Below are 23066 nucleotides of genomic sequence, written 5' to 3' on the forward strand. Positions count from 1 at the left end.
TGTGGAAAAGTTCAGTGTTTAAGACCTGCACAGTACCTGTAGGAGCGGGTTTACCCGCGAAGAGGCCGGCACAGGTCTACTACGTAATGCCTTCGATCGCGCAACGGCATGAATCGCTGATAATCAGATTTTTCCCGTTGCGTGTAGGCCATTTCTGAAATAGCTTCCTACCGCCTTTGCGCCATTGCGGTGGTGTTCTCAGCGACCTAGTCTGGCCCCGTCGTTGCCAAATCAGCGACCGGGCCTGCAAGCCCGCAGACGATTCAGTACCGCTTTCCAAGTTGCCGCGTGCCGGCGATTTCGGTCAATGGTGGCTGCGTGCGGGAGATCTTCGGATCTGCCGGTTTATCGTCTGTCCGGTCTTGCAGACCCGTACGTAGCCGCCACCCATCAACTGCAAGTGATGTCGTGGCTGTCCCTTCGGAACAGACGAGATTACACCATGCTCAAGATTGTCCCCGATCCACCCCACGATATTCATGCCCTTGAAGACACCCTGATCCAGGCCACGGACTATGCGCTGTGCGCTGCGACCGTCGTGCGCCAGGCAATGCTGCTGCAGCCCAAGTCACCGGCATCGATCCTGATGATGACCTCGATGCATGAGCTGGAGACGCTGCGGGCTTTGCTGGAGACGGCACTGGTTCAGGTGCAGATGCCTACAGAGCCCAGGATTTTGCACTAGGCATTAGTGATGTGTTTTCTGGGCTGGCCTCTTCGCGGGCATGCCCGCTCCCACAGGCTCACCACAGGCCTCAAGGCTTGCACAGTACCTGTGGGAGCGGGCAAGCCCGCGAAAGGGCCGGCCCGGAGAGTCGAGAACTATCAGGGAATTCAACAATGACTACCGACGACACCCAATTCACCGTCGGCAAGACCACCTTCTACCAAGGCGAAAACGGCACCCACCCACTGTTCCGCATCGAGCCCGGCATCCCGTGCGAGGACGCCCGCGAGCAGGCCTCGGAACTGATGGGCTATGTCCGCGAGTTGACCATCACCGGCCTGATGGATGAAAAACCGATGATGATCTGGGCTGCGCACTACCTGAGTGCGATGGCCAAGGCGCTGATGGATGATGCTGAGCTAGGCATGAAGCACTGAAATGAGAGGCCTGCTTCGGACCGAGCGGCCTTCAGTTCCCATGGGTGTGCGCTTTGCCATCACGGTGCATATGTGTCTTCGGAACTGGGTTGCCGGGCGCTGGGTGATGCGCTTCTGAATTGCCCATTGCGTGGTGGCCCGCGCGCTCAGGCGCGTGGCTGCCGTGCTGGCCTTCATGGTTGTGCATTTGGCTTTCGCCACCGCCATGCTGGTGGCCGCTGCTGCTCGCTACCAGCGCGTTGTACTGCTGGGTATCGAGCTTGGGCAATTGGTCGAGGAAGGCCACGATGCCCCAGATGTATTCATCACCCATGCTTTTGCCCCAGGCCGGCATGCCAGTGGCCTTGATGCCATGCTTGATGATCCAGAACGCTGCGGCAGGGTCGCCGCCGAGGCCACGGGTGGCCAGGTTGGGCGGCGAGGGGTACAGCGCCTGGCTGAGCTCGGTTTTCTCCACGCCCGGGGCCAGGTGGCAACCGATGCACATGGCATTGTAGTTGCCCGCGCCAGTACGGATCAGGGCTTCGTCTTGCAGGTCGGGCACTTCGATGTCGTTGGCACGTACCGCAATGGAACGGTCCCGGGCCATGGCCAGAAAGGCATGCACGGCGGGGAAGTGCGGGTCATCGGCGCCGACGTTGACCAGGCCGGAGTAGGCGGCACCCAGCACTGCCGCGCTGGTCAGCACGCCAGCCATGACAAGCGTTGTTATTGTTTTCTTCATGTCAGGGTCTCAAAACCACATGCGGATACCGGCGACGAAACGCGCTTCATCCACATCGCCACCCTCATCCCGGACGAAGTCGGCAGTTTTGCCATAGGAACGTTTCCAGGTGATGCCGATGTAGGGAGCGAACTGGCGGACAATCTCGTAGCGCAGGCGCAGCCCGACCTCGGTATTGGCCAGGCCGGAACCTACGCCGCGCTCAGGGTCGTTCTTGCCGTAGAAGTTGGCTTCAGCGGTTGGCTGCAGGATCAGGCGGTTGGTCAGCAGGATGTCGTAGTCGCCTTCCAGGCGAGCAGCAGCCTGGCCGTTCTCGCCAATGAATGCGGTGGCTTCGGTCTCGAAGTCGTACAGTGCCATGCCCTGGATACCGAATGCCGCCCAGGTCTGGGGCGATTCGGGCTTGAAGTCCTGGCGCACCCCGGCAACCACATCCCACCAGGGGCTGACCGAGCGGCCGTATAGCAACTGCAATTCGGCATCTTCGCTGACGCCGTTGGTGCGTTCGCCTTCGGAGCGGATCCACAACCGGTTAATATCGCCACCTATCCAGCCGGATGCATCCCAGGCCAGGGTGCTGCCTTCGTCCGCATCCTGGTACTCCAGCTGATCCAGCAGCAGGAAGCTGTTGATTGCGCTGTCGTGCATCTGGTGCCCACCCAATGGCGGAAAGGCTGCCTGGCGGTCTGCATCCGTCAATACCGGGATCGGGGTACGGCTGGTCGTCGTCGGCGCCTCTGCCGAGCCGTGGTTCATCGTCGAGTGGTCCATGCCATGCATGCTGCCGTGGTCCATCTTGCCGTGGTCCATGCCCTGCATGCTGCCGTGGTCCATCGTGCCATGGTCCATGCCCTGCATGCTGTCATGGTCCATCTTGCTGTGGTCCATGCCAGGCATCGAATCGTGCGACGAGCCGCTATCCATCGGCATGGCATCGTGCCCCATGGCCGAATGGTCCATTGCTCCGGCGGCGAAGCTGGGCGCAGTGCCCAGCATGCCCAGGGCAACGCCCAATGCCAGTAGCGATGGTCGTGCCAGGCTATTGAGCATCGTTCCCTGCCTTAGCTTTATCGCTGCCATGCGATTCCATCATCTTGCCGTGGTCCATGCCTTGCATCGCGCCATGGTCCATTCCCTTCATGGTGCTATGGTCCATGCCTTTCATGGCGTCATGGTTCATACCCTGCATATTGCCGTGGTCCATGCCTTTCATGGCGCCGTGGTCCATGCCCTGTGCGCCTTTGGCGTTTGCAGCATTGGCCGGTTGTTTGCTGGTGTCGCCGGACCACGAGGAGGGGGCATGGACAGCAAGCAGGCCCGCCATCGCGGCAGAGAGGAAAAACGCGCTTCGTTTCATGGCTTTGCTCATCTCGGATCTCCAGTTCATTCGTCCACACGGACTTCTCGGAACATGCCCATTTCCATATGGAACAGCAGGTGACAGTGATAGGCCCAACGCCCCAAGGCATCTGCAGTGACGCGATAGCTGCGTTTCGAGCCAGGCGGCATATCGATGGTGTGCTTACGCACCATGAAGTTGCCGTTGTCATCCTCCAGGTCGCTCCACATGCCATGCAGGTGGATGGGGTGAGTCATCATGGTGTCGTTGACCAGGGTGATACGCAGGCGCTCGCCATACTTCAGGCGCAGTGGCTCGGCATCGGAAAACTTGATGCCGTCGAAGGACCAGGCGAATTTTTCCATGTGACCGGTAAGGTGCAGTTCGATTGTGCGCCCCGGCGCGCGGCCGTCCGGGTCAGGGAAGGTGCTGCGCAGGTCGGCATAGGTGAGCACGCGACGGCCATTGTTGCGTAGCCCAATCCCGGGATCGCTCAGCTTTGGCGTCGGCGACATCGTCTGCATGTCGACCAGCGGGTTGTTGGTCTCGGAGGCCGGGTGGCGCTGCATGGCGGCGCTTGTGCCGGTCATGGCGCCGTGGTCCATGCCGGCCATGCTGTTGTGGTCCATGCCGGCCATGCTGTCATGGTCCATACCGCCCATGTCGCCATGGTCCATGCCCATATCGTTCATCGAGATGATGGGGCGTGGATCCACGGTTGGCACAGGCGCCTGCAAGCCCTCGCGGACAGCCAGGGTGCCCCTGGAATACCCGGTACGGTCCATGGACTGGGCGAAAATGGTGTATGCCTGCTCGCTTTCAGGCTCGACGATGACGTCGTAGGTTTCGGCAACGGCGATGCGCAACTCGTCGACCGAAACAGGCTTGACGTGCTGCCCGTCTGCCGCGACAACGGTCATCTTCAGGCCGGGAATGCGCACGTCGAAATAGGTCATGGCAGAGCCGTTGATGAAGCGCAGGCGGATTTTCTCGCCCGGCTTGAACACGCCCGTCCAGTTACCGTCCGGCGCCTGACCATTCATCAGGTAGGTGTAGGTGTAGCCACTCACGTCGGCGAGGTCGGTGGGGCTCATCTTCATCTCGGCCCACATCTTCCGGTCGGCTAGCGCAGCCGACCAGCCCATTTCGCTGACGTCGTTGACGAAGTCACCCACCGTGCGCTTGTGGTAGTTGTAATAGTCCGACTGCTTCTTGAGCTTGGACAGCACCCGGGCAGGGTCTTCATCTGTCCAGTCGCTGAGCATCACCACGTAGTCCCGGTCGTAGCTGAACGGCTCGGGCTCTTTCGCATCGATGACCAGGGCGCCGTACACCCCAACTTGTTCCTGGAACCCGGAGTGGCTGTGGTACCAGTAGGTACCATTCTGCTGGACCTTGAACCGGTACTCGTACATGCCGTCGGGGGCGATGCCGTGGAAGCTCAGGCCCGGCACGCCGTCCATGTTGGCCGGCAGGATGATGCCGTGCCAGTGGATGGAGGTGTCCTGCTGCAAACGGTTACGCACACGCAGGGTGACGGTGTCGCCTTCGCGCCAGCGCAGAATGGGCCCGGGCACGGAGCCGTTGATGGCCATCGCCGTGCGCTTGGCGCCGGTGAAATTCACCGGCAGTTCACCGATGTACAGGTCAAAGTCGGTGCCCGTCAGTACATTCGGTTGGCCAGGGCTGGTCACCGCCCAGACCGGCGCGCGCCACATGCCCAACCCGCCAAGCAGTCCGGTAGCGGCCAGGCCTTTGACGAAGGAGCGTCTCGTGGTTTTGCTTTGCATGCCGTTGCGTCCAGTCAGTCGATAATTTTGCGATAAGCACCAACAGACTGCAGGCTAGCCGGCCCGCGCTGTCAACTGGCTGAGCGCTACATTACTTTTTAGTCAGCTTGCGCAGGCGAGGCGTGCACGCGCAGCCTTGAAGGCAGGGAAGGAATTTCAGGAGGGCATTAAAAAGCCGGCTTGTGGCCGGCTTCTCGGGGACGCTTCCGACTAATTTTTGGTAAGCCGCAATCGCCTTAACTGTGTGGCCATCAAGGCCTGAAAGAATTGGCAGATGCCCGTGTGGGACATCGCCGAGCCCTCTGGACCGCGGCATGCGCCGGTCGGGGCTGAATGTGCGGCGTAGCATACAAGGGCGCGCGCGGGATGCCCAGCAAAAAATGGAACAGGTTGTTTCAGCCAGGCCGTTGCTGGCGAAAATGCGACCAGTGGAAGACCCAGCCGAGGATTTCCAGCCCCTGCGCCTGGCGCTGCACGGTGGTATAGCGTTCGACCGCGTAGCTGCGCCGGTCAAGGCTGTGCAGGTACAGCGTGCCGTGCTGGCCGAGGCTGAGGTTGTTCACCCGGAGCGTGCCATTGTGCAGCAGGGCATAGGTTTCGCCCTCAACCACCTGGGTCATGCCCAGGTCGATGGCAAGGGTGGCCTGCTGCGGCATCAGTGGGGCCATGTTGCCGGCGGGCATGGCCAGGCAGATGGCGTTTTCGGCTTGCACGCCGAGGCTTCTCAGCGCTTTTGCGGGCAGGCACAGGTGCCTGCCGGGCACGGGCGACAGCAGGCCGCTGTGCAATTCGTAAAAGGGCAGCTTCAACACCCGGCCCCCTCGCGCCGACAGCGGCGTGGGCAGGTTGCCGGGCGCTGGCGCCGGGGAATGGTTGCGCGGGATCGGGTTGAGGTGCTTGGGCCCTTCACCGGTGCGCAACCAGCGACGATGTACGCAGAACAGGTCGGCCAGTTCGTCCAGCCGGGCCAACGGCACACCGCGCTTGAACCAGTTGTTGACGTGCTGGGGTGTGACGCTGCGCTGGGCGGCGAAATCGGACGGGGTAAGGCCACATTCGTGGAGGAGAGCTTTGAGGCGGTCACCGGATGTGTTCATGGCGGCGAGTGTAGCGGCGCGGTGCCAGCAAGGATATCAACCGGATGTTGATGAGGTCTGTGTGAAAACAGCGATTTGTAGGGCGTTGGAGTAGGACGGTGTAGGATTTTTTACTAAGCGTCGCACTTGCCACAGGCCGCCTCCACAGCCCCCTGGGCCAGCCTCCAAGCATAAAAAAACCCCGCCGAGGCGGGGTTCTTCGTGCAACCGGTATCAGCCCTTGTAGGCAGCCACCGACTTGGTGATCGCGGCACGAGCGGCGTCGGCGCCTTCCCAGCCTTCGATCTTGACCCACTTGCCCTTTTCGAGATCTTTGTAGTTGGCAAAGAAGTGCTCGATCTGCTGGATCAGCAGGGCTGGCAGGTCGGTGTATTCCTTCACGTCGACGTACAGCTGCGACAGCTTGTCGTGAGGAACAGCGATGACCTTGGCGTCGCCGCCGCCGTCGTCGGTCATGTTCAGTACGCCAACCGGACGGGCGCGGATAACCGAACCAGGGGCAACCGGATAAGGGGTAACGACCAGCACGTCCAGCGGGTCGCCGTCGTCAGCCAGGGTGTTCGGGATGAAACCGTAGTTGGCTGGGTAGAACATCGGGGTAGCCATGAAACGGTCGACGAACAGGGTGTCGCTGTCCTTGTCGATCTCGTATTTGATCGGCGCGTGGTTGGCCGGGATCTCGATGGCGACGTAGATGTCGTTCGGCAGGTCTTTGCCCGCCGGAATCTTGCTGTAGCTCATTGGGCAGTGCCCCCGTGTTTGACCAAAAAAGTGGCGGCGATTATAGGCACATTCTGCCGGGGCATGCCACGCCTGGCCTGATGTGCGGCCCCGTCAGGCGTGGCTTGCGCGGTAGTCCGGGTGTTCGGCCTGCAGCCGGCACAGGCGCGCCAGCGGGTCCTGGCGGTAGAACTGCGACAACTGGTGGTAGACCTTTGGATAAGCCTGCTGCAGCAGGTCGGGGGCACTAAAGAAGTATTCGCTGGTGACGGCGAAGAACTCGGCCGGGTTTTCCGCTGCATAAGGGTCGATGGCGGTTTCGGCGTCGGGGTCGTTGTCCAGCTGGCGGTTGAGGTCGTCGTAGGCCTGTTGCATGGCGCTGGCCCATTCCTCCACAGGCATGCCGTTGTGCAGCGGCGGCAGGCCGTTGGCGTCGCCATTGAGCATGTCGAGCTTGTGCGCCAGCTCATGGATGACCAGGTTGTAAGCCTCCCAGCCGCCACTGGCCAGTACGCCATTCCAGGCCAGGATGACCGGGCCTTGCTGCCAGGCCTCGCCGCTGTGTTCGCCATCCCAGACGTGTTCCACGCCACTGGCATCGCGGTGGCGTTGGGGGCTCTTGAAGTCGTCGGGGTAGAGGATGATCTCGTGGAAACCCTGGTACCAGTTCAGCTCGCCCAGGTGCAACAGAGGCAACTGCGCCTGGGCCGCCAGCAACAGGCGCTGCTCGTCGTCCAGTTCGACGCCGGGCAGGCAGGTGAGGTGTTTGTCCAGCAGGAACAGGATGCAGGCTTCTCGCAGCCAGCGGTCTTCTGCTTCAGTGATGCCGTCCAGCATCGGCAGGCGCGCGCGCACGGCCTGCCATTGCTGGGGGGCGATGGGGTAGCGCGCCAGGGTGCGCTTGCGCCGCCAGGCGCTGAATGACCACATCGGCCAGCTTCAGTGAGCCTTGGCCGTACGGCCCAGGCGGCCACGCAGCAGGCCCAGGATCATCGGCACCAGCGACAGGAGGATGATACCCACCACCATCAGCGACAGGTGCTGCTTGATGAATGGCACGTTGCCGAAGAAGTAACCCAGGGTTACCAGGCCTCCGACCCACAGCAGCGAACCGGCAACGCTGAAGCCGAGGAAGCGCGGGTAATGCATGTGGGCGATGCCGGCGACGAAGGGCGCGAAGGTGCGCAGGATCGGCAGGAAGCGCGCCATGGTCACGGTCTTGCCGCCGTGGCGCTCATAGAAATCGTGGGTGCGCTGCAGGTAATCGCGGCGGAAGATCTTCGAGTTGGGCTTGTTGAACAGGCGTTCGCCAACCGTGCGGCCGATCACATAGTTGGTGCTGTCGCCGAGGATCGCTGCAGCCATCAGCAGGCCGGCCAGCAGCAACGGGTCCATGCCGCCACCGGCGGCCACGGCGCCAGCAATGAACAGCAGCGAATCACCAGGCAGGAAGGGCATGACCACCAGCCCGGTTTCGCAGAAGATCACGGTGAAGAGGATGGCGTAGATCCAGGGACCGTAATTGGTGACCAGCAGATCGAGGTAGGCATCGAGATGCAGGATAAGGTCCAGCGGGTTGAAATCCATGTACAGCACCTGTGTTCTTGGGGCGTAGGCTCGGTTACCTGGCGATGGGTAAAATTTCACACATGACAGGTGGGCCATTATACGGCGAAGTCGGGAACATGCCCGGGGAGTTTGTAGCGGGGGGTTACGGCAGGGGAGTCCTGTTCCGGCCTCTTCGCGGGCACGCCCGCTCCCTCAGGGATATCACCGCTTCCTGAGGCTGTGCTGTACCTGTGGGAGCGGGCGTGCCCGCGAAAGGGCTGGAACAGTCAATCCTGATTGATCGGCAGGATATAGCTCTTGAACTCGTTATCCTCACGAAACCCGATGGACTCGTAAGTCTTGTGCGCGACCTCGTTGTCCGCGCTGGTTGACACCCGCATGCGCACGGCGTTGGTTTCCTTGGCCATCTTCTTCGCCTCGCGCATCAGGTGGTCGGCCACCAGCATGCGCCGCGAATCCTCGGCCACATAGATGTCGTTGAGAATCCACACCCGCTTCAGCGACAGCGACGAATAGCTCGGGTAGAGCTGGCAGAAACCCAGCAGCTTGCTGTCGTCGTCATCCGGCAAGGCCAGGTAGATCACCGACTCATCCCGCTTCAGGCGCTTTTCCAGGAAGCTGCGCGAGCTGTCGGGGTAGGGAAGCTGCCCGTAGAACTCACGGTATTTGACGAACATCGGCGTGAGCAGGTCGAGGTGTTCCAGGGTTGCCTTGATGATGCGCATGTGCGGCCCTCAGAGTCCATTAGGGGAAACAGCGGATTGCCAGCAGCTTTCCTGGGCATGCTGCCCAATGCGCGGCGCAAGTGCAATCCGCCTTCCGTTACAGGTTTTTTACCCTTTGCCGAGCAGGAAGTTGCCCTTCTGGCCGGCGCCATGTTCACTCTCAAGGCTATGGACTTCGGCTTCGTCCTTCAGATTCACTCCGGAAAGCTGACGTCGGCAGGCTTCGCGCATCAGGTACAACAGGCGGTGCGCCGCCATCCCGTAGCTCAGCCCCTCCAGGCGGATGTTGGAAATGCAGTTGCGGTAGGCATCGGTCAGGCCGACCTTCGGCGCGTAGGTAAAATACAGGCCGAGGCTGTCGGGCGAGCTGAGCCCCGGGCGTTCGCCAATCAGCATCACCGTCATGCGCGCACCCAGCAGCTCACCGACCTCGTCGGCCACGGCCACGCGGCCCTGCTGCACCAGCACCACCGGGGCACTGCTCCAGCCGTCGGCGGCGGCCTGCTCTTCGAAGCGGGCCAGGAACGGCAGGGTGTGGCGGTGCACGGCCAGGGCCGACAGGCCGTCCGCCACGACGATGGCCAGGTCGACCCCGCCGGGGTTGGCTTGGGCGTGCTGGCGCAGCGCCGCCACCGAGTCCTGGTTCAGGCGCCGCCCCAGGTCCGGGCGTTGCAGGTATTGGTTGCGGTCGCTGGCGGCGCTGTGCAGCACCAGGCTGTCGCGGCCGCGGTCAGCCAGCTGCGCAGCCAGGCTGGCGTGATCGAACGCCAGGTGTACGGCGTCGCGCGCCTGGGCATGGGCGAACTGGAAGTCCAGCTGCGCGCCGGTTGGCAGGCTGGTGCCGGCACGGCCCAGGGCGATGCGCGCCGGGGTGAGGTTGCGCAGGGCCAGCCAGGGGTTGTCGGGGGTAGGCGTGCGATGGTCCATGGTCATCCCTATGCAAGCTGTGCCAAGGCCTGGCGGAAAGCCGGCGGCAGGTTGTCACCAAAGCGTACCCGGCCATCGGCCTGGGTGAAGATGCCGGTGCGGGCCAGCCAGGCCTCGAATTCCGGCCCGGGTTTCAGGCCCAGGGTCTGGCGCGCGTACAGCGCATCGTGGAACGAGGTGGTCTGGTAGTTGAGCATGATGTCGTCGGAACCGGGGATGCCCATGATGAAGTTGATCCCGGCCACGCCCAGCAAGGTCAGCAGGGTGTCCATGTCGTCCTGGTCGGCTTCGGCGTGGTTGGTGTAGCAGATGTCGCAACCCATCGGCACCCCCAGCAGCTTGCCGCAGAAGTGGTCCTCGAGGCCGGCGCGGATGATCTGCTTGCCGTTGTACAGGTATTCCGGGCCGATGAAGCCGACCACGGTGTTGACCAGGAACGGCTTGAAATGGCGGGCCACGGCATAGGCGCGGGTTTCGCAGGTTTGCTGGTCGACGCCGTGGTGGGCGTTGGCCGACAGGGCGCTGCCCTGGCCGGTTTCGAAGTACATCAGGTTCTGCCCGAGTGTGCCGCGCTTCAGCGAAAGGCCCGCTTCGTAGCCTTCCTGCAGCACATTGAGGTTGATGCCGAAGCCGGCGTTGGCCGCTTCGGTGCCGGCGATGGACTGGAACACCAGGTCCAGCGGCACGCCACGGTTGATCGCCTCGATCGACGTGGTCACGTGGGTTAGTACGCAAGCCTGGGTGGGGATGTCGTAGCGCTGGATGATGGCGTCGAGCATCTCCAGCAGCGCGCAGATCGAAGCGATGCTGTCGGTGGCCGGGTTGATGCCGATCATGGCGTCGCCGTTGCCGTACAAAAGGCCGTCGAGGATGCTGGCGGCGATGCCGGCCGGTTCGTCGGTCGGGTGGTTGGGCTGCAGCCGGGTCGACAGCCGCCCGCGCAGGCCCATGGTGCCACGGAAGCGCGTGACCACGCGGATCTTCTGCGCCACCAGCACCAGGTCCTGCACGCGCATGATCTTCGACACCGCTGCGGCCATTTCCGGGGTCAGCCCGGGCGCCAGGGCGCGCAGGCTGTCCTCGTTGGCTTCATCGCTGAGCAGCCAGTCGCGCAGGCCACCCACGGTCAGGTGGCTGACGATTGCAAATGCCTGGGCATCGTGGCTGTCGATGATCAGCCGGGTGACTTCGTCTTCTTCGTAAGGGATCAGTGCTTCATTGAGGAAATGCGTCAGCGGGATATTGGCCAGGGCCATCTGAGCGGCGACGCGTTCACCGTCGTTGCTGGCGGCGACACCCGCCAGGTAGTCCCCCGAACGGGCGGGGCTGGCCTTGGCCATCACTTCCTTGAGGCTGTCGAAGCGGTAGACCAGGTGGCCCACCGTGTGTACGAAACTTGCCATACAGACTCTCCAGAGCCGCGGGTTGCCCCGCGGCGGGTGGCGGCGATCAGTGCAGGGCCTCTTCGGCCTTCTGGATCGCGGCGAATTCCTCTTCCGGTGTGCCCGCTACCAGGTGGTGGCGGCTGTACAAAGCAAAGTAGGCAATTAATACCGCATAGATCACTGCGGCGCCAATCACCACCCGTGGGTCGACCAGGAAACCGGCGACCACGGCGATGCAGGCCAGTACCAGGGCCACGCCCGAGGTGACGATGCCACCGGGGGTGCGGTACGGGCGCTCCATCTTCGGCCGGCGGATACGCAAGGTGATGTGCGCAGCCATCATCAGCACATATGACAGTGTGGCACCGAACACCGCCACCAGGATCAGCAGGTCGCCCTGGCCGGTCAGCGACAGGGCAAAGCCGATGATGCCAGGGATGACCAGAGCCATGACCGGGGCTTTGCTCTTGTTGGTTTCCGACAGCTTGCGCGGCAGGTAGCCGGCGCGCGACAGGGCGAAGATCTGCCGGGAATAGGCGTAGATGATCGAGAAGAAGCTGGCGATCAGCCCGGCCAGCCCGACCAGGTTGACGAAGCCGCCCATCCAGGTGGAGCCGCCGTAGGCCTTGGACAAGGCTTCGACCAGCGGGTTGCCGGAGGCCTTCAGCGCCTCGGAGCCTGCGCCGCCGGGCCCGACCACCAGGATCAGCAGGGCGAAGGCGAGCAGGACCAGCATGGCCCCGATCAACCCGCGTGGCAGGTCGCGCTTGGGGTTCTTGGTTTCTTCCGCGGCCAGCGGCACGCCTTCGACAGCCAGGAAGAACCAGATGGCGTAGGGGATGGCTGCCCACACACCGACGTAGCCGAACGGCAGGAAGCTGCTGGCGCCCACGGCATCTGTCTTGGCGATGTCGAACAGGTTGGCTGCATCAAAATGGGGCACCATGCCCAGCAAAAACACAGCCAGGGCAATGGCGGCGATGGCGGTGATGATGAACATCAGCTTCAGTGCCTCACCCACGCCGAAGATGTGAATGCCGATGAACACGATGTAGAACGCCAGGTAGATCATCCAGCCGCCGATACCGAACAGCGACTGGCAATAGGCGCCGATGAACACCGCGATGGCGGCGGGGGCGATGGCGTATTCGATGAGGATTGCCGTGCCGGTGAGGAAGCCGCCCCACGGGCCGAAGGCGCTGCGGGCAAAACCGTAGCCGCCGCCTGCGGTGGGGATCATCGACGACAGTTCGGCCAGCGAGAAGCACATGCACAGGTACATGGTGGCCATCAGCAGGGTGGCGAGGAACATCCCGCCCCAGCCACCCTGGGCCAGGCCGAAGTTCCAGCCGGCGTAGTCGCCGGAGATGACATAGGCCACGCCCAGGCCGACCAGCAGTACCCAGCCGGCGGCGCCTTTTTTCAGTTCACGTTGCTGGAAATAGTCCGAGCCGACCTTTTCGAAGTCGACGGAAGAGCCTGCCGGAGAGCCGGCGGAATGATCGCTTGGCATAGATTCACCTGTTGTTTTTCTTGGTGGCCGGAAGGGTTCCGGGCCGATGGTGATAGGTGTTGCAGGAAGCGAGCCAGAGCGGTTGGTGCGCGGTTGCCGCTCTGGGTTTGGTGTATGCAGGCCTGGCCTCTTCGCGGGCTTGCCCGCTCCCACAGGGACTGCACAAGTTTCAAGACCAGTGCAATACCTGTGGGGGCGGGCGTGCCCGCGAAGGCCGCGACGCGGTTTAGAAGAAGCCCAACGGATTGATGTCGTAGCTCACCAGCAGGTTCTTGGTCTGCTGATAGTGGTCCAGCATCATCTTGTGCGTCTCACGCCCGACGCCCGACTTCTTGTACCCGCCAAACGCCGCATGCGCCGGGTACAGGTGGTAGCAGTTGGTCCACACCCGGCCTGCCTTGATCCCACGGCCCACGCGGTAGGCACGGTTGATGTCACGGGTCCACACGCCGGCGCCCAGGCCGAACTCGGTGTCGTTGGCGATCGCCAGCGCTTCGGCTTCGTCCTTGAACGTGGTGACGCTGACCACCGGCCCGAAGATTTCCTCCTGGAACACGCGCATGCGGTTGTTGCCCTTGAGCAGGGTCGGCTGGATGTAGTAACCGGTGGCCAGCGAGCCTTCGAGTTTTTCCACCTTGCCGCCAGTCAGCAGCTCGGCGCCTTCCTTCTCGGCAATCTCCAGGTACGACAGGATTTTCTCGAACTGCTGCTGCGAGGCCTGGGCACCGACCATGGTGTCGGTGTCCAGCGGGTCGCCACGCTTGATCTGTTGCACCTTCTTCATCACCGCTTCCATGAACTGCGGGTAGATCGACTCCTGGACCAGGGCGCGCGACGGGCAGGTGCACACCTCACCCTGGTTGAAGAACGCCAGCACCATGCCTTCGGCGGCTTTCTCGATGAAGCTCGGCTCGGCCTGCATGATGTCTTCGAAGTAGATGTTCGGCGACTTGCCGCCCAGCTCCACGGTGGACGGGATGATGTTCTCGGCGGCGCACTTCATGATGTGCGAGCCCACCGGGGTCGAGCCGGTGAAGGCGATCTTGGCGATGCGCTTGCTGGTGGCCAGCGCCTCGCCGGCTTCGCGGCCATAGCCCTGCACCACGTTGAGTACGCCTTTTGGCAGCAGGTCGCCGATCAGTTCCAGCAGCACGGTGATGCCCAGTGGGGTCTGCTCGGCCGGCTTGAGCACCACGCAGTTGCCGGCGGCCAGGGCCGGGGCAAGCTTCCAGGCGGCCATCAGGATCGGGAAGTTCCACGGGATGATCTGCCCGACCACGCCCAGTGGCTCGTGGATGTGATAGGCCACGGTGCCTTCGTTGATCTCGGCGGCGCCGCCTTCCTGGGCACGAATGCAACCAGCGAAGTAGCGGAAGTGGTCGACCGCCAGCGGGATGTCGGCATTCAGGGTTTCACGCACCGGCTTGCCGTTGTCCCAGGTTTCGGTGATGGCCAGCAGTTCGAGGTTCTGTTCGATACGGTCGGCGATCTTCAGCAGGACGTTGGAGCGGTCCTGCACCGAGGTACGGCCCCAGGCGTCGGCAGCCGCATGGGCGGCATCCAGGGCTTTTTCGATGTCTTCGGCAGTGGAGCGGGGGAATTCGGCGATCGGCTGGCCGTTCACCGGCGAGGTGTTGGTGAAGTACTCACCCTTTACCGGAGGAACGAACTCACCACCGATGTAGTTGCCGTAGCGGCTCTTGAAGGAAACCTTCGCGCCTTCGGTACCGGGATGTGCGTAACGCATGGTGTGTCTCCTGGCTATTGTGCTTGTTAGGGAGTTGAAAAGCGTAGAGCAAAGGTTGGGCCAGCGTTGCCAGTGCCAGGCAAATCAATGGCTTGGCCTGCTTTCCAGGGCCTGGGCCAGCGACGTTGTGCCAGCGCCGGTACGCACCGGGGTGACACTTTGTGCCATTTGCGACACGTAACCCGGGGATGCATTGCAAAGGCCACCCGGGTGGAGGATGCTGGCGGGACGCTCCATCTGCGGAGAACTACAACAATGCAGAGCAATCATTTCAGTCGCCATGCCCAGCAAGTCCACACCGTTGCCCATGGCGGGGCCGGGGCAGGCGCTAGCGACCCTTCCATCGCCCGCTCCTGGCTGCGCTGCCTGGAGGACTACCACCTCGACCCGGCGCTGATCGAGGCGCCAGTAGTGCTTGAGCACGGGCGCCTGCTGGAAAGCCGCGAGCGCCTGCGCCAGGTGCTGCAGATTGCCGACCATGAGATGAACAGCCTGCACCAGCAGCTATCCGGGGCCGGCCATGCGGTGCTGCTGACCGATGCGCGCGGGGTCATCCTCAACTGTGTCAGCGCCCCGAGCGAGCGACGCAGCTTCGAGCGCGCTGGCCTGTGGCTGGGCGCTGACTGGAGTGAAGCGCGCGAAGGCACCAACGGTATTGGCACGTGCCTGGTCGAGCGCCAGGCCCTGACCATTCATCAGGACGAGCACTTCCGCGGCCGCCACACCGGCCTGACGTGCTCGGCCAGCCCGGTGTTCGACCCGCATGGCGAGTTGCTGGCGGTGCTGGACGTGTCTTCGGCACGGCCTGATGTTTCCCGGCAGAGCCAGTTCCACACCATGGCCCTGGTCAACCTGTCGGCGAAGATGATCGAAAGTTGCTATTTCCTGCGTCATTTCGAACAACAGTGGCTGCTGCGTTTTCATTTGCAGGCCGAATCGGTCGGCCTGTTCAGCGAAGGCCTGCTGGCCTTCGACGGTGACGGGCGCATCTGCGCTGCCAACCAGAGCGCACTGAACTTGCTGGGTACGGTGCGTGGTGGTGTGCTGGGCAAACCGCTGGAGCGTTTCTTCGCCTGCAGCCATGACGAGCTGTTCAGCCGTGCCACGCCCTCCGGCAGCACGGCCTGGCCGCTGCATACCCTGGACGGGCGCCAGGTATTCGCCAGCCTGCGTGGCCAGGCCCGCGCGCCGGTATGGTCGGTGCCAGCCGCGCAGCCACGGCCGGCGCGGGAGGCCGAGCCGCTTGTCTGCCTGCTCGACCCGGCCTTGCAGAACGACTTCCGGCGCAGCGTGCGCGTATTCGATCGCGACGTGCCGTTGTTGCTGCGCGGCGAGACCGGTTGCGGCAAGGAGGCGTTCGCCCAGGCCGTGCACCAAGCCAGCGAGCGGCGCGGCAAACCGTTCGTCGCCATCAACTGTGCGTCGATCCCGGAGAGCCTGATCGAGAGCGAGCTGTTCGGCTATCGCGGCGGCAGTTTTACCGGGGCGCGCAAGGAAGGCATGCGTGGCAAGCTGCTGCAGGCCGACGGTGGCACCTTGCTGCTGGACGAGATCGGCGACATGCCGCTGGCCCTGCAAACCCGCTTGCTGCGGGTACTTGAAGAGCGCCAGGTGGTGCCGATCGGTGGCGAGCCGCAGGCGGTCGACGTGCGCATCGTCAGTGCTACCCACCGCGACCTGCTGGAGCGGGTGGAGCAGGGCAGTTTCCGTGAAGACCTGTATTACCGCCTGAATGGCCTGGAAGTGGCGTTGCCGGCGGTGCGCGAGCGCAGTGACAAGGCGCAGTTGCTGGACTTCCTGCTGCGCCAGGAAGCGCAGGGTCAGTTGATAGACATCGAGCCCCGGGCGCGACAAGCGCTACTCGACTTTGCCTGGCCGGGAAACGTGCGGCAGATGCGCAACGTGCTGCGTACCCTGGTGGCGCTGGGTGAAAACGGTTGCATCGGACTCCCGGACCTTCCCGCCATCCTCCGCAGCAGCACCGCCCCTGTAGGAGCGGCCTTGGGTCGCGAAAGGGCCGCAGAGCGGCCCCAGGGGCCCAGCCGCGCCGACCAATCTGCCGGGGCTGCTTCGCAGCCCGATCGCGACACAAGGCCGCTCCTACAGGATGCGGAGCGGCGAGCATTGTTGGTGACGCTAGAGGCAAAACACTGGCACCTCACCCGTGTCGCCGAGCACTTGGGCATCAGCCGTAATACCTTGTATCGAAAACTGCGCAAACACGGCATCACCAGGGCCGGCTGAGCGAAACAGCGGGTGCGAATTGTCGCGCCCTAGGCTACCCTGCCTCGATGTTTTGCGAGGTCGACCATGCATATTCACATTCTCGGTATTTGCGGCACTTTCATGGGCTCGCTGGCGGTGCTGGCCAAGGAACTTGGTCACCGTGTCACCGGCTCTGACGCCAACGTCTATCCCCCGATGAGCACCCAGCTCGAAGCCCAGGGCATCGAGCTGACCCAAGGCTACGACCCGGCCCAACTGGAGCCGGCGCCGGACCTGGTGGTTGTCGGCAATGCCATGTCGCGTGGCAACCCGGCGGTGGAGTACGTGCTGAACAAAGGCCTGCCGTATGTTTCCGGCCCGCACTGGCTGGCCGACCACGTGCTGCAGGGCCGCTGGGTACTGGCTGTTGCCGGTACCCATGGCAAGACCACCACCAGCAGCATGCTGGCCTGGGTGCTGGAGCACGCCGGCATGAGCCCGGGCTTCCTGATCGGCGGTGTGCCGCAGAATTTCTCGGTATCGGCGCGCCTGGGCAATACGCCATTCTTCGTGGTCGAGGCCGATGAGTACGACAGCGCCTTCTTCGACAAGCGTTCCAAGTTCGTCCATTACCACCCGCGCACCGCGATCCTCAACAACCTCGAATTCGACCACGCGGACATCTTCCCCGACCTGGCTTCGATCGAGCGGCAGTTCCACCACCTGGTACGCACCATCCCCAGCGAAGGCCTGGTGATTCACCCAACCACCGAGCAGGCGCTGGAACGCGTGATCGGCATGGGCTGCTGGACCCCGGTGCAAACCACCGGTGAAGGTGGCCAGTGGCAGGCCCGCCTGCTGAGCCCGGACGGTTCGCGCTTCGAAGTGCTGTTCGAAGGCGAAGTGCAGGGCGTGGTGGACTGGGCGCTGACCGGCCAGCACAACGTCGCCAATGCCCTGGCAACCCTGGCAGCGGCCCGCCACGTCGGTGTGGTGCCGGCCATGGGCATCGAAGGCCTGAGCGCGTTCAAGAGCGTCAAGCGGCGCATGGAGAAGGTCGCCGAGGTGCAGGGCGTGACCATCTACGACGATTTCGCCCACCACCCGACCGCCATTGCCACCACCCTCGACGGCCTGCGCAAGCGCGTTGGCGAGGCCCCGGTAATCGCCGTGATCGAGCCGCGCTCCAATTCGATGAAGCTCGGTGCCCACCGTGACGGCCTGCCGGAAAGCGTCAACGATGCCGACCAGGTGATCTGGTACGCCCCGGCCAACCTCGGCTGGGACCTGGCCGCGACTGCCGCGCAGTGCAAGGTGCCGAGCGTGGTGGCCGACAGCCTCGAGGCGATCATCGAGCGAGTCAAGGGCCAGGCCCGCCCGGGCACCCACGTGGTGATCATGAGCAACGGCGGCTTTGGTGGCCTGCACGGCAAGCTGGCCGAGGCATTGCAGTGAGCGGGCCGGAACGCATCACCCTGGCCATGACGGGCGCCTCGGGCGCCCAGTATGGCCTGCGCCTGCTCGATTGCCTGGTGCGTGAAGACCGCGAGGTGCACTTTCTGATCTCCAAGGCCGCGCAGCTGGTGATGGCCACCGAGACCGATGTGTTGCTGCCGGCCAAACCGCAGGCAATGCAGGCGTTTCTTACCGAATACACGGGTGCCGCCGATGGGCAGATCCGGGTGTATGGCAAGGAAGACTGGATGTCGCCGGTAGCCTCGGGCTCCGGCGCGCCGGCGGCGATGGTGGTGGTGCCCTGTTCCACTGGCACCTTGTCGGCGATTGCCACCGGTGCCTGCAACAATCTGATCGAGCGTGCCGCCGACGTTACCCTCAAGGAGCGCCGCCAGCTGATCCTGGTGCCGCGCGAAGCGCCGTTCTCCACCATCCACCTGGAGAACATGCTCAAGCTGTCGCAGATGGGTGCGATCATCCTGCCAGCAGCGCCGGGCTTCTATCACCAGCCGCAGACCATCGACGACCTGGTCGACTTTGTCGTGGCGCGCATTCTCAACCTGCTGAACATTCCCCAGGACATGTTGCCGCGTTGGGGTGAGCACCACTACGGGGTGGATGATTGAGGCGCGCATTGTGCGGCTTGCTGGCGCTGGGGTTGCTGAGTGGTTGCGCCACGGTGCGGACGCTGGATGCCAACAAACCCGGGGCGCCGGTGGTGTATGCCGGCACCCGGTTGGACTTGTATGTCATGAATGGCGGCTGTTGCCCGCGGGATCATTATGGGGCTGATGCGCCGGCGTATCCGGGGTTGGATTTGCCTGGGAGCATGTTGCTCGACACCCTGTTGCTGCCGTTGTCGTTGCTGACCGCAGCAGGTGTGGGCTTCCAGGCCACCGGCGGCCTCTAGGCAGTACACCGGCCCCTGTAGGAGCGGCCTTGTGTCGCGATGGGCTGCAAAGCAGCCCCGGGGTTTCAGCGCAGATGCACAAATTGCCGGGGCCGCTTCGCGCCCCATCGCGACACAAGGCCGCTCCTACAGCAGCTGCAGGGCTATTACTTCTTGCCCAACCTGCGCAATTCATCCGACTCCACAATGCGCACCCCGTCCTCTTCCTCCAGCGCCAGGCGCCACAACGCCCGGGCCAACGTGCAAGCCTCGATGCCCCGGTACTTCCCGGGTATCAGCTTGGAGAACGGCGAAATCAGCTGCTCGCTCAGCCGCGGCTCGATCCGCTCGCCCAGCAGCAATGACGGCCGCACGATGGTCAACTGTGGCCAGTCCTGAGCCTTGAGCGCCTCTTCCATTTCGCCTTTGACCCGGTTGTAGAAGATCGACGATTTCGGGTCGGCCCCCAGCGCACTGACTACCAGCAGGTGCCGCGCGCCCATCTCGCGGGCACGCTTGCTGAACGCCACCACCATGTCCAGGTCCACCGCGCGGAAGGCCGATTCGGAGCCGGCCTGCTTCAACGTGGTGCCCAGGCAGCAATAGGCGATATCGACCCGCCCGGCCAGTTGCGGCAAAAACACCGCCGGGTCACCCACCGGGTTTTCCAGGTGCGGGTGCTCGGCCAGTGGCCGGCGGGTAGGCGCCAGTACGCGGGTGATGGTGGGCTCGTTGAGCAGGCGGTCGAGCAGGTGTTCACCTGTAAGACCCGTGGCACCGGCAAGCAGGACATGCTGAGGCGTCAAATACATGATGTCTCTCCCTCGTTACTCACAAGCTTAGTGGCTGCCGGGCGTTTTCGCCTGCGCCCTCACGTTGGCCCGTGCGGCATTACGTAATGCTTCTTCGGCCTGCTGCCGCCGCAGGTGCTGCCAATGCTCGAGCACCGAGGGCGGCGCCCACAGCTGCGGTTCGGAGGCCTCGAAACCTTCCCTTTGTTCTCTTTCGGCAACACTGGCGCGCGCCAGTTCGAACGCTTGTTTCAAGTCATCGGTCTGGTTCAGCGCCTCGGCGAACAGGGCATCGCCGAAGTAGGTGAAATCGGCTTCTTCCGAGCAGCCGAAGGACACCCGATCGGCTCGCGCAGCGGTCATGATGACGGTGCGTTGATCCTTGAGCGGGGCGATGTAGCCCCCTGAATAGCAGGCGGATATGACGATTACCTTGTCGCGGTCTTTCAGCGGTGCCAGGGCGCTGGCGAGTTCGTCGGCGGACAGGTCGGCCAGCTGCAGGCGCGGCTGGTCGAGCACCAGTTGGTGGTCCTGGCTGCCGTGGCTGGTGAGGTAGATGAACACCAGGTCTTCGGGGCCGCTGCGCTCGGCCAGGGTGCGGGCGGCGCGGGTGAGGTTCTCGCGGGTGGCCATGGGGCGGCTGGCCATGTGGTCGCGGTGGTTGACCAGGGTTACCTGGCCCCAGGCACCAAAGCGCACCTTGAGCATGTTGCTGACGTAGTCGGCTTCGCGCAGGAACACGCTCTGTTGGCCATCGCCAGCGACCACCAGGCTGTACAGCTGGATGGGTGGCGCCGAGCGGGGCACCTGCGCCAGCGCCTGGTCCAGCAGCCGGCCCTGGTTGAGCAAGGCCAGGTCCAGCGGGTCGGGCAGCAGCTTGCCGTTCTGGTCGCGTACGCGCACGCCGTTGGCCCAGGTGCCGCTTTCCACCTTGCCGCTGGGCAGAATCAGCCGGCCCTGACCGTGGTAGGCATCGTCGAGGAAGCCGCCGATGTACTTGCTGCCATCGGCCAGTTGCAGACTCCCCTGGCCCGACATGCGCCAGTCGACGAAGGTGCCCTTGTAGTGGCTGCCGTCGCTGCCCAGCAGCTCGCCGTCACCGACCAGGGCGCCATCCTTGAACTGGCCGATCCACACATCGCCATCGGCGTTTTCATAGCGGCCACGGCCTTCCAGGCGGTTGTCCTTGAACTCGCCGATATACTGCTCGCCGTCGACGCTGTCATAGGTGCCGCTGCCTTGCAGTTGGCCATTGACGAAGCGGCCGCTGAACTGGTTGCCGCTGGCATCGCTGCGCACCCCGGCGCCATTGGGCTTGCCTTTGGCGAACAGGCCCTGGTAGCGGCTGCCATCGGCCAGTTCCAGTTCGCCGGCGCCTTCGTACAGGTCGTCCTTGAACTGGCCACGGTAGGTCTGGTCGGCCTGCTTGAGGGTACCTTCACCGTCGCGCCGGCCATGGCGGAAGGTGCCGGCATAGTGGCTGCCTGGGGTGGTCAGCTCACCCAGCCCCTGGAACAGCCCGGCGGCAAACTGCCCGCGATACACCTCGCCATTCTGGCCGTGCCATTCGCCCTGGCCGTGCCACTGGCCGTCCTTGAAGCCGCCGGCGTACCAGCTGCCGTTGGGGTAGTCGATACGGCCCTCGCCTTGCAGCAGCCCATCGACCACCTGCCCCCGGTAGCGTCCGCCGTCAGGCAAGCGCGCGTCGGGCGGCAGCAGCGATTCACCATCGCCACAGGCGGCGAGTAGCAGGACCAGGGAGAAGGGGAGCAGTAGACGCATGGCGAGGACCGGGCAATAGGTCTGCCGAGTATGCCGCAGAATGGGATCCCGAAACAGCGAGCGTACGTGCTGGCGCAGCTCTCGAGCCTGCACTGGATTGAAAATGCTGGCACGGAACCTGTGGGAGCGGCTTTAGCCGCGAACACCGGCGAAGCCGGTGCCAGGCACCGCGTCGTCGGCTTCGCGGGCACGCCCGCTCCCACAGGTTCCGTGTTGTCTTTGAGGTGCAATCAGCGCAGGCCCGGCGACACGATGATCTTCACGTTCTCCTCCTTGTTGTTCACCAACTCCTCGAAGCCCAGCTCGACGATCTGCTCCAGCCCGATCCGCCCGGTCACCAGGGGGCGGATGTCCAGCCTGCCATCAGCGATGAAGGCAATCACATCAGCGAATTCGCCGTTGTAGGCCAGCGCCCCCAGCACCTGCTTCTCGGTGGACACCAGCTCGAAGAAGTTGAACTCGCTAGGCTCCTCGAAGATGCCCACCATCACGCATTTGCCGGCCTTGCGGATGGTGTCGATGGCCAGCTTGGCGGTGTGCTTGTTGCCAATGCACTCGAAACTCACATCCGCACCCAGCCCGGCGGTAAGCGCGCGGATCTCCGCCAGCGCGTCGCACTGGCTGGGGTCGAGCACCACGCTGGCGCCGACTTCCTTGGCCTTGGCCTTGCGCGCCGAAGACATTTCCAGGGCGATCACCTGCGCCGCTCCGGCAGCCCTGGCGCACATGATGGTGCACAGGCCGATGGTACCGGCGCCGACCACCACTACAGTCTGGCCCAGCAGGCTGCCGGCCTTTTTCACCGCATGCATGCCCACCGCCAGCGGCTCGATCAGCGCCCCGGCTTCGGCCGGGAAACCCTGCGGTAGCCGGTACAGCAAGTTGGCCGGCACGTTGACCAGCTCGGCAAACGCGCCGTTGTTCATCAGGCCGGTGAAGGCCAGGCGTTCGCAGATGTTGTACATGCCATGGGTGCAGTAGTAGCAGGTACCGCAATGCTGGCAGGCGTCCGCCGCCACCGGGTCACCGACGGCAAAGCCTTGCACGCCTTCGCCCAGCTTGGCGATCTGGCCGCAGAACTCGTGGCCGAGGATGCACTGGCCCTGGATGCCGGTCAGCGGGTGCGGTGCCTCGACCGGGATGAACACCGGGCCGGCGACGTATTCATGCAGGTCGGAGCCGCAGATGCCGCACCAGTCCACTTTGATCTGCACCCAACCGGGTGCGGGGTCGGCTGGCAGGGGTACCTGTTCGACGCGGATGTCGTTGCGGCCATGCCAGACGGCCGCGCGCATGTGGGTGTG

At 63.7% G+C, this 23066-nt stretch carries 22 protein-coding genes; 6 read left to right on the plus strand and 16 right to left on the minus strand.

The window, feature by feature from the left end:
- The first annotated feature begins 442 nt into the window (after positions 1-442).
- Both HU763_RS02810 and HU763_RS02815 read left to right on the plus strand, forming a co-directional pair.
- The gene (locus HU763_RS02810) at positions 443-685 is read left to right on the plus strand and encodes a hypothetical protein (protein WP_186689707.1); all 243 of its coding nucleotides are present in this window, start codon (positions 443-445) and stop codon (positions 683-685) included.
- 155 nt (positions 686-840) lie between these two features.
- Positions 841-1104 carry a DUF3077 domain-containing protein gene (locus HU763_RS02815; RefSeq protein WP_170028070.1) on the plus strand — a complete coding sequence of 88 codons (264 nt, stop codon included), beginning with the start codon at positions 841-843 and terminating at the stop codon, positions 1102-1104.
- 31 nt (positions 1105-1135) lie between these two features.
- Here HU763_RS02815 and HU763_RS02820 read toward each other — a convergent pair whose 3' ends face one another.
- The 13 genes from HU763_RS02820 to exaC all read right to left on the minus strand — a co-directional run bounded on the left by HU763_RS02820 (position 1136) and on the right by exaC (position 14640).
- Entirely contained in the window at positions 1136-1828 is a 693-nt protein-coding gene (locus HU763_RS02820; protein WP_186689705.1) for a c-type cytochrome, read from the minus strand.
- A gap of 9 nt (positions 1829-1837) precedes the next feature.
- Complete coding sequence (locus HU763_RS02825) at positions 1838-2878, minus strand: copper resistance protein B (protein ID WP_186689703.1); 1041 nt, start codon at positions 2876-2878, stop codon at positions 1838-1840.
- Positions 2868-3215 (minus strand): hypothetical protein, encoded by a 348-nt coding sequence (locus tag HU763_RS02830; protein WP_186689701.1) that lies wholly within the window; start codon positions 3213-3215, stop codon positions 2868-2870. Before HU763_RS02830 ends, HU763_RS02825 begins: the two co-directional genes overlap by 11 nt.
- On the minus strand, positions 3212-4957 hold the full coding sequence (locus HU763_RS02835) for a copper resistance system multicopper oxidase (protein WP_186689699.1): 1746 nt from the start codon (positions 4955-4957) through the stop codon (positions 3212-3214). The genes HU763_RS02830 and HU763_RS02835 overlap by 4 nt, the downstream gene beginning before the upstream one ends.
- A 395-nt stretch (positions 4958-5352) precedes the next feature.
- The gene (locus HU763_RS02840) at positions 5353-6054 is read right to left on the minus strand and encodes a LexA family transcriptional regulator (protein WP_170028075.1); all 702 of its coding nucleotides are present in this window, start codon (positions 6052-6054) and stop codon (positions 5353-5355) included.
- 213 nt (positions 6055-6267) lie between these two features.
- Positions 6268-6795 carry an inorganic diphosphatase gene (gene ppa, locus HU763_RS02845; RefSeq protein WP_003255365.1) on the minus strand — a complete coding sequence of 176 codons (528 nt, stop codon included), beginning with the start codon at positions 6793-6795 and terminating at the stop codon, positions 6268-6270.
- A 93-nt stretch (positions 6796-6888) separates the two neighbouring features.
- Positions 6889-7704: a M90 family metallopeptidase gene (locus tag HU763_RS02850; RefSeq protein WP_170028076.1), complete on the minus strand. Its 816-nt coding sequence runs from the start codon at positions 7702-7704 to the stop codon at positions 6889-6891.
- A gap of 9 nt (positions 7705-7713) precedes the next feature.
- Entirely contained in the window at positions 7714-8361 is a 648-nt protein-coding gene (locus HU763_RS02855) for a DedA family protein (protein WP_170028077.1), read from the minus strand.
- A 248-nt stretch (positions 8362-8609) separates the two neighbouring features.
- Entirely contained in the window at positions 8610-9068 is a 459-nt protein-coding gene (locus HU763_RS02860) for a GNAT family N-acetyltransferase (protein WP_170028078.1), read from the minus strand.
- 108 nt (positions 9069-9176) lie between these two features.
- Positions 9177-9995, minus strand: coding sequence for an ethanolamine ammonia-lyase subunit EutC (gene eutC / locus HU763_RS02865; RefSeq protein WP_170028079.1), 819 nt, complete (start codon positions 9993-9995; stop codon positions 9177-9179).
- Between the two features lie 8 nt (positions 9996-10003).
- Entirely contained in the window at positions 10004-11398 is a 1395-nt protein-coding gene (locus HU763_RS02870; protein ID WP_186689697.1) for an ethanolamine ammonia-lyase subunit EutB, read from the minus strand.
- Positions 11399-11444: 46 nt separating this feature from the next.
- A complete protein-coding gene (gene eat / locus HU763_RS02875; protein WP_186689695.1) occupies positions 11445-12893 on the minus strand; it encodes an ethanolamine permease in 1449 nt (482 codons plus the stop codon).
- Positions 12894-13119: 226 nt separating this feature from the next.
- Positions 13120-14640, minus strand: coding sequence for an acetaldehyde dehydrogenase ExaC (gene exaC, locus HU763_RS02880; RefSeq protein ID WP_170028082.1), 1521 nt, complete (start codon positions 14638-14640; stop codon positions 13120-13122).
- A gap of 255 nt (positions 14641-14895) precedes the next feature.
- Between exaC and HU763_RS02885 the strand changes: the two genes are divergently transcribed.
- From HU763_RS02885 to HU763_RS02900, 4 genes are all read left to right on the plus strand, one after another.
- Entirely contained in the window at positions 14896-16884 is a 1989-nt protein-coding gene (locus HU763_RS02885) for a sigma-54-dependent Fis family transcriptional regulator (RefSeq protein ID WP_186689693.1), read from the plus strand.
- A 66-nt stretch (positions 16885-16950) separates the two neighbouring features.
- Positions 16951-18300, plus strand: coding sequence for a UDP-N-acetylmuramate:L-alanyl-gamma-D-glutamyl-meso-diaminopimelate ligase (gene mpl, locus HU763_RS02890; protein WP_186689691.1), 1350 nt, complete (start codon positions 16951-16953; stop codon positions 18298-18300).
- On the plus strand, positions 18297-18926 hold the full coding sequence (ubiX, locus tag HU763_RS02895; RefSeq protein ID WP_186689689.1) for a flavin prenyltransferase UbiX: 630 nt from the start codon (positions 18297-18299) through the stop codon (positions 18924-18926). The genes mpl and ubiX overlap by 4 nt, the downstream gene beginning before the upstream one ends.
- The gene (locus HU763_RS02900; protein ID WP_170028086.1) at positions 18923-19210 is read left to right on the plus strand and encodes a YceK/YidQ family lipoprotein; all 288 of its coding nucleotides are present in this window, start codon (positions 18923-18925) and stop codon (positions 19208-19210) included. Before ubiX ends, HU763_RS02900 begins: the two co-directional genes overlap by 4 nt.
- Positions 19211-19356: 146 nt before the next feature.
- On the opposite strand, the gene HU763_RS02905 is transcribed toward HU763_RS02900, so the two are convergent.
- The 3 genes from HU763_RS02905 to HU763_RS02915 all read right to left on the minus strand — a co-directional run bounded on the left by HU763_RS02905 (position 19357) and on the right by HU763_RS02915 (position 23057).
- Positions 19357-20001 carry an oxidoreductase gene (locus HU763_RS02905; protein ID WP_186689687.1) on the minus strand — a complete coding sequence of 215 codons (645 nt, stop codon included), beginning with the start codon at positions 19999-20001 and terminating at the stop codon, positions 19357-19359.
- A gap of 27 nt (positions 20002-20028) precedes the next feature.
- On the minus strand, positions 20029-21762 hold the full coding sequence (locus tag HU763_RS02910; protein WP_186689685.1) for a C13 family peptidase: 1734 nt from the start codon (positions 21760-21762) through the stop codon (positions 20029-20031).
- Positions 21763-21992: 230 nt separating this feature from the next.
- Positions 21993-23057: a 2,3-butanediol dehydrogenase gene (locus HU763_RS02915; RefSeq protein WP_225931952.1), complete on the minus strand. Its 1065-nt coding sequence runs from the start codon at positions 23055-23057 to the stop codon at positions 21993-21995.
- Between the last annotated feature and the right edge of the window lie 9 nt (positions 23058-23066).

The sequence above is a fragment of the Pseudomonas anuradhapurensis genome (genome assembly GCF_014269225.2).
Lineage (GTDB): Bacteria > Pseudomonadota > Gammaproteobacteria > Pseudomonadales > Pseudomonadaceae > Aquipseudomonas > Aquipseudomonas anuradhapurensis.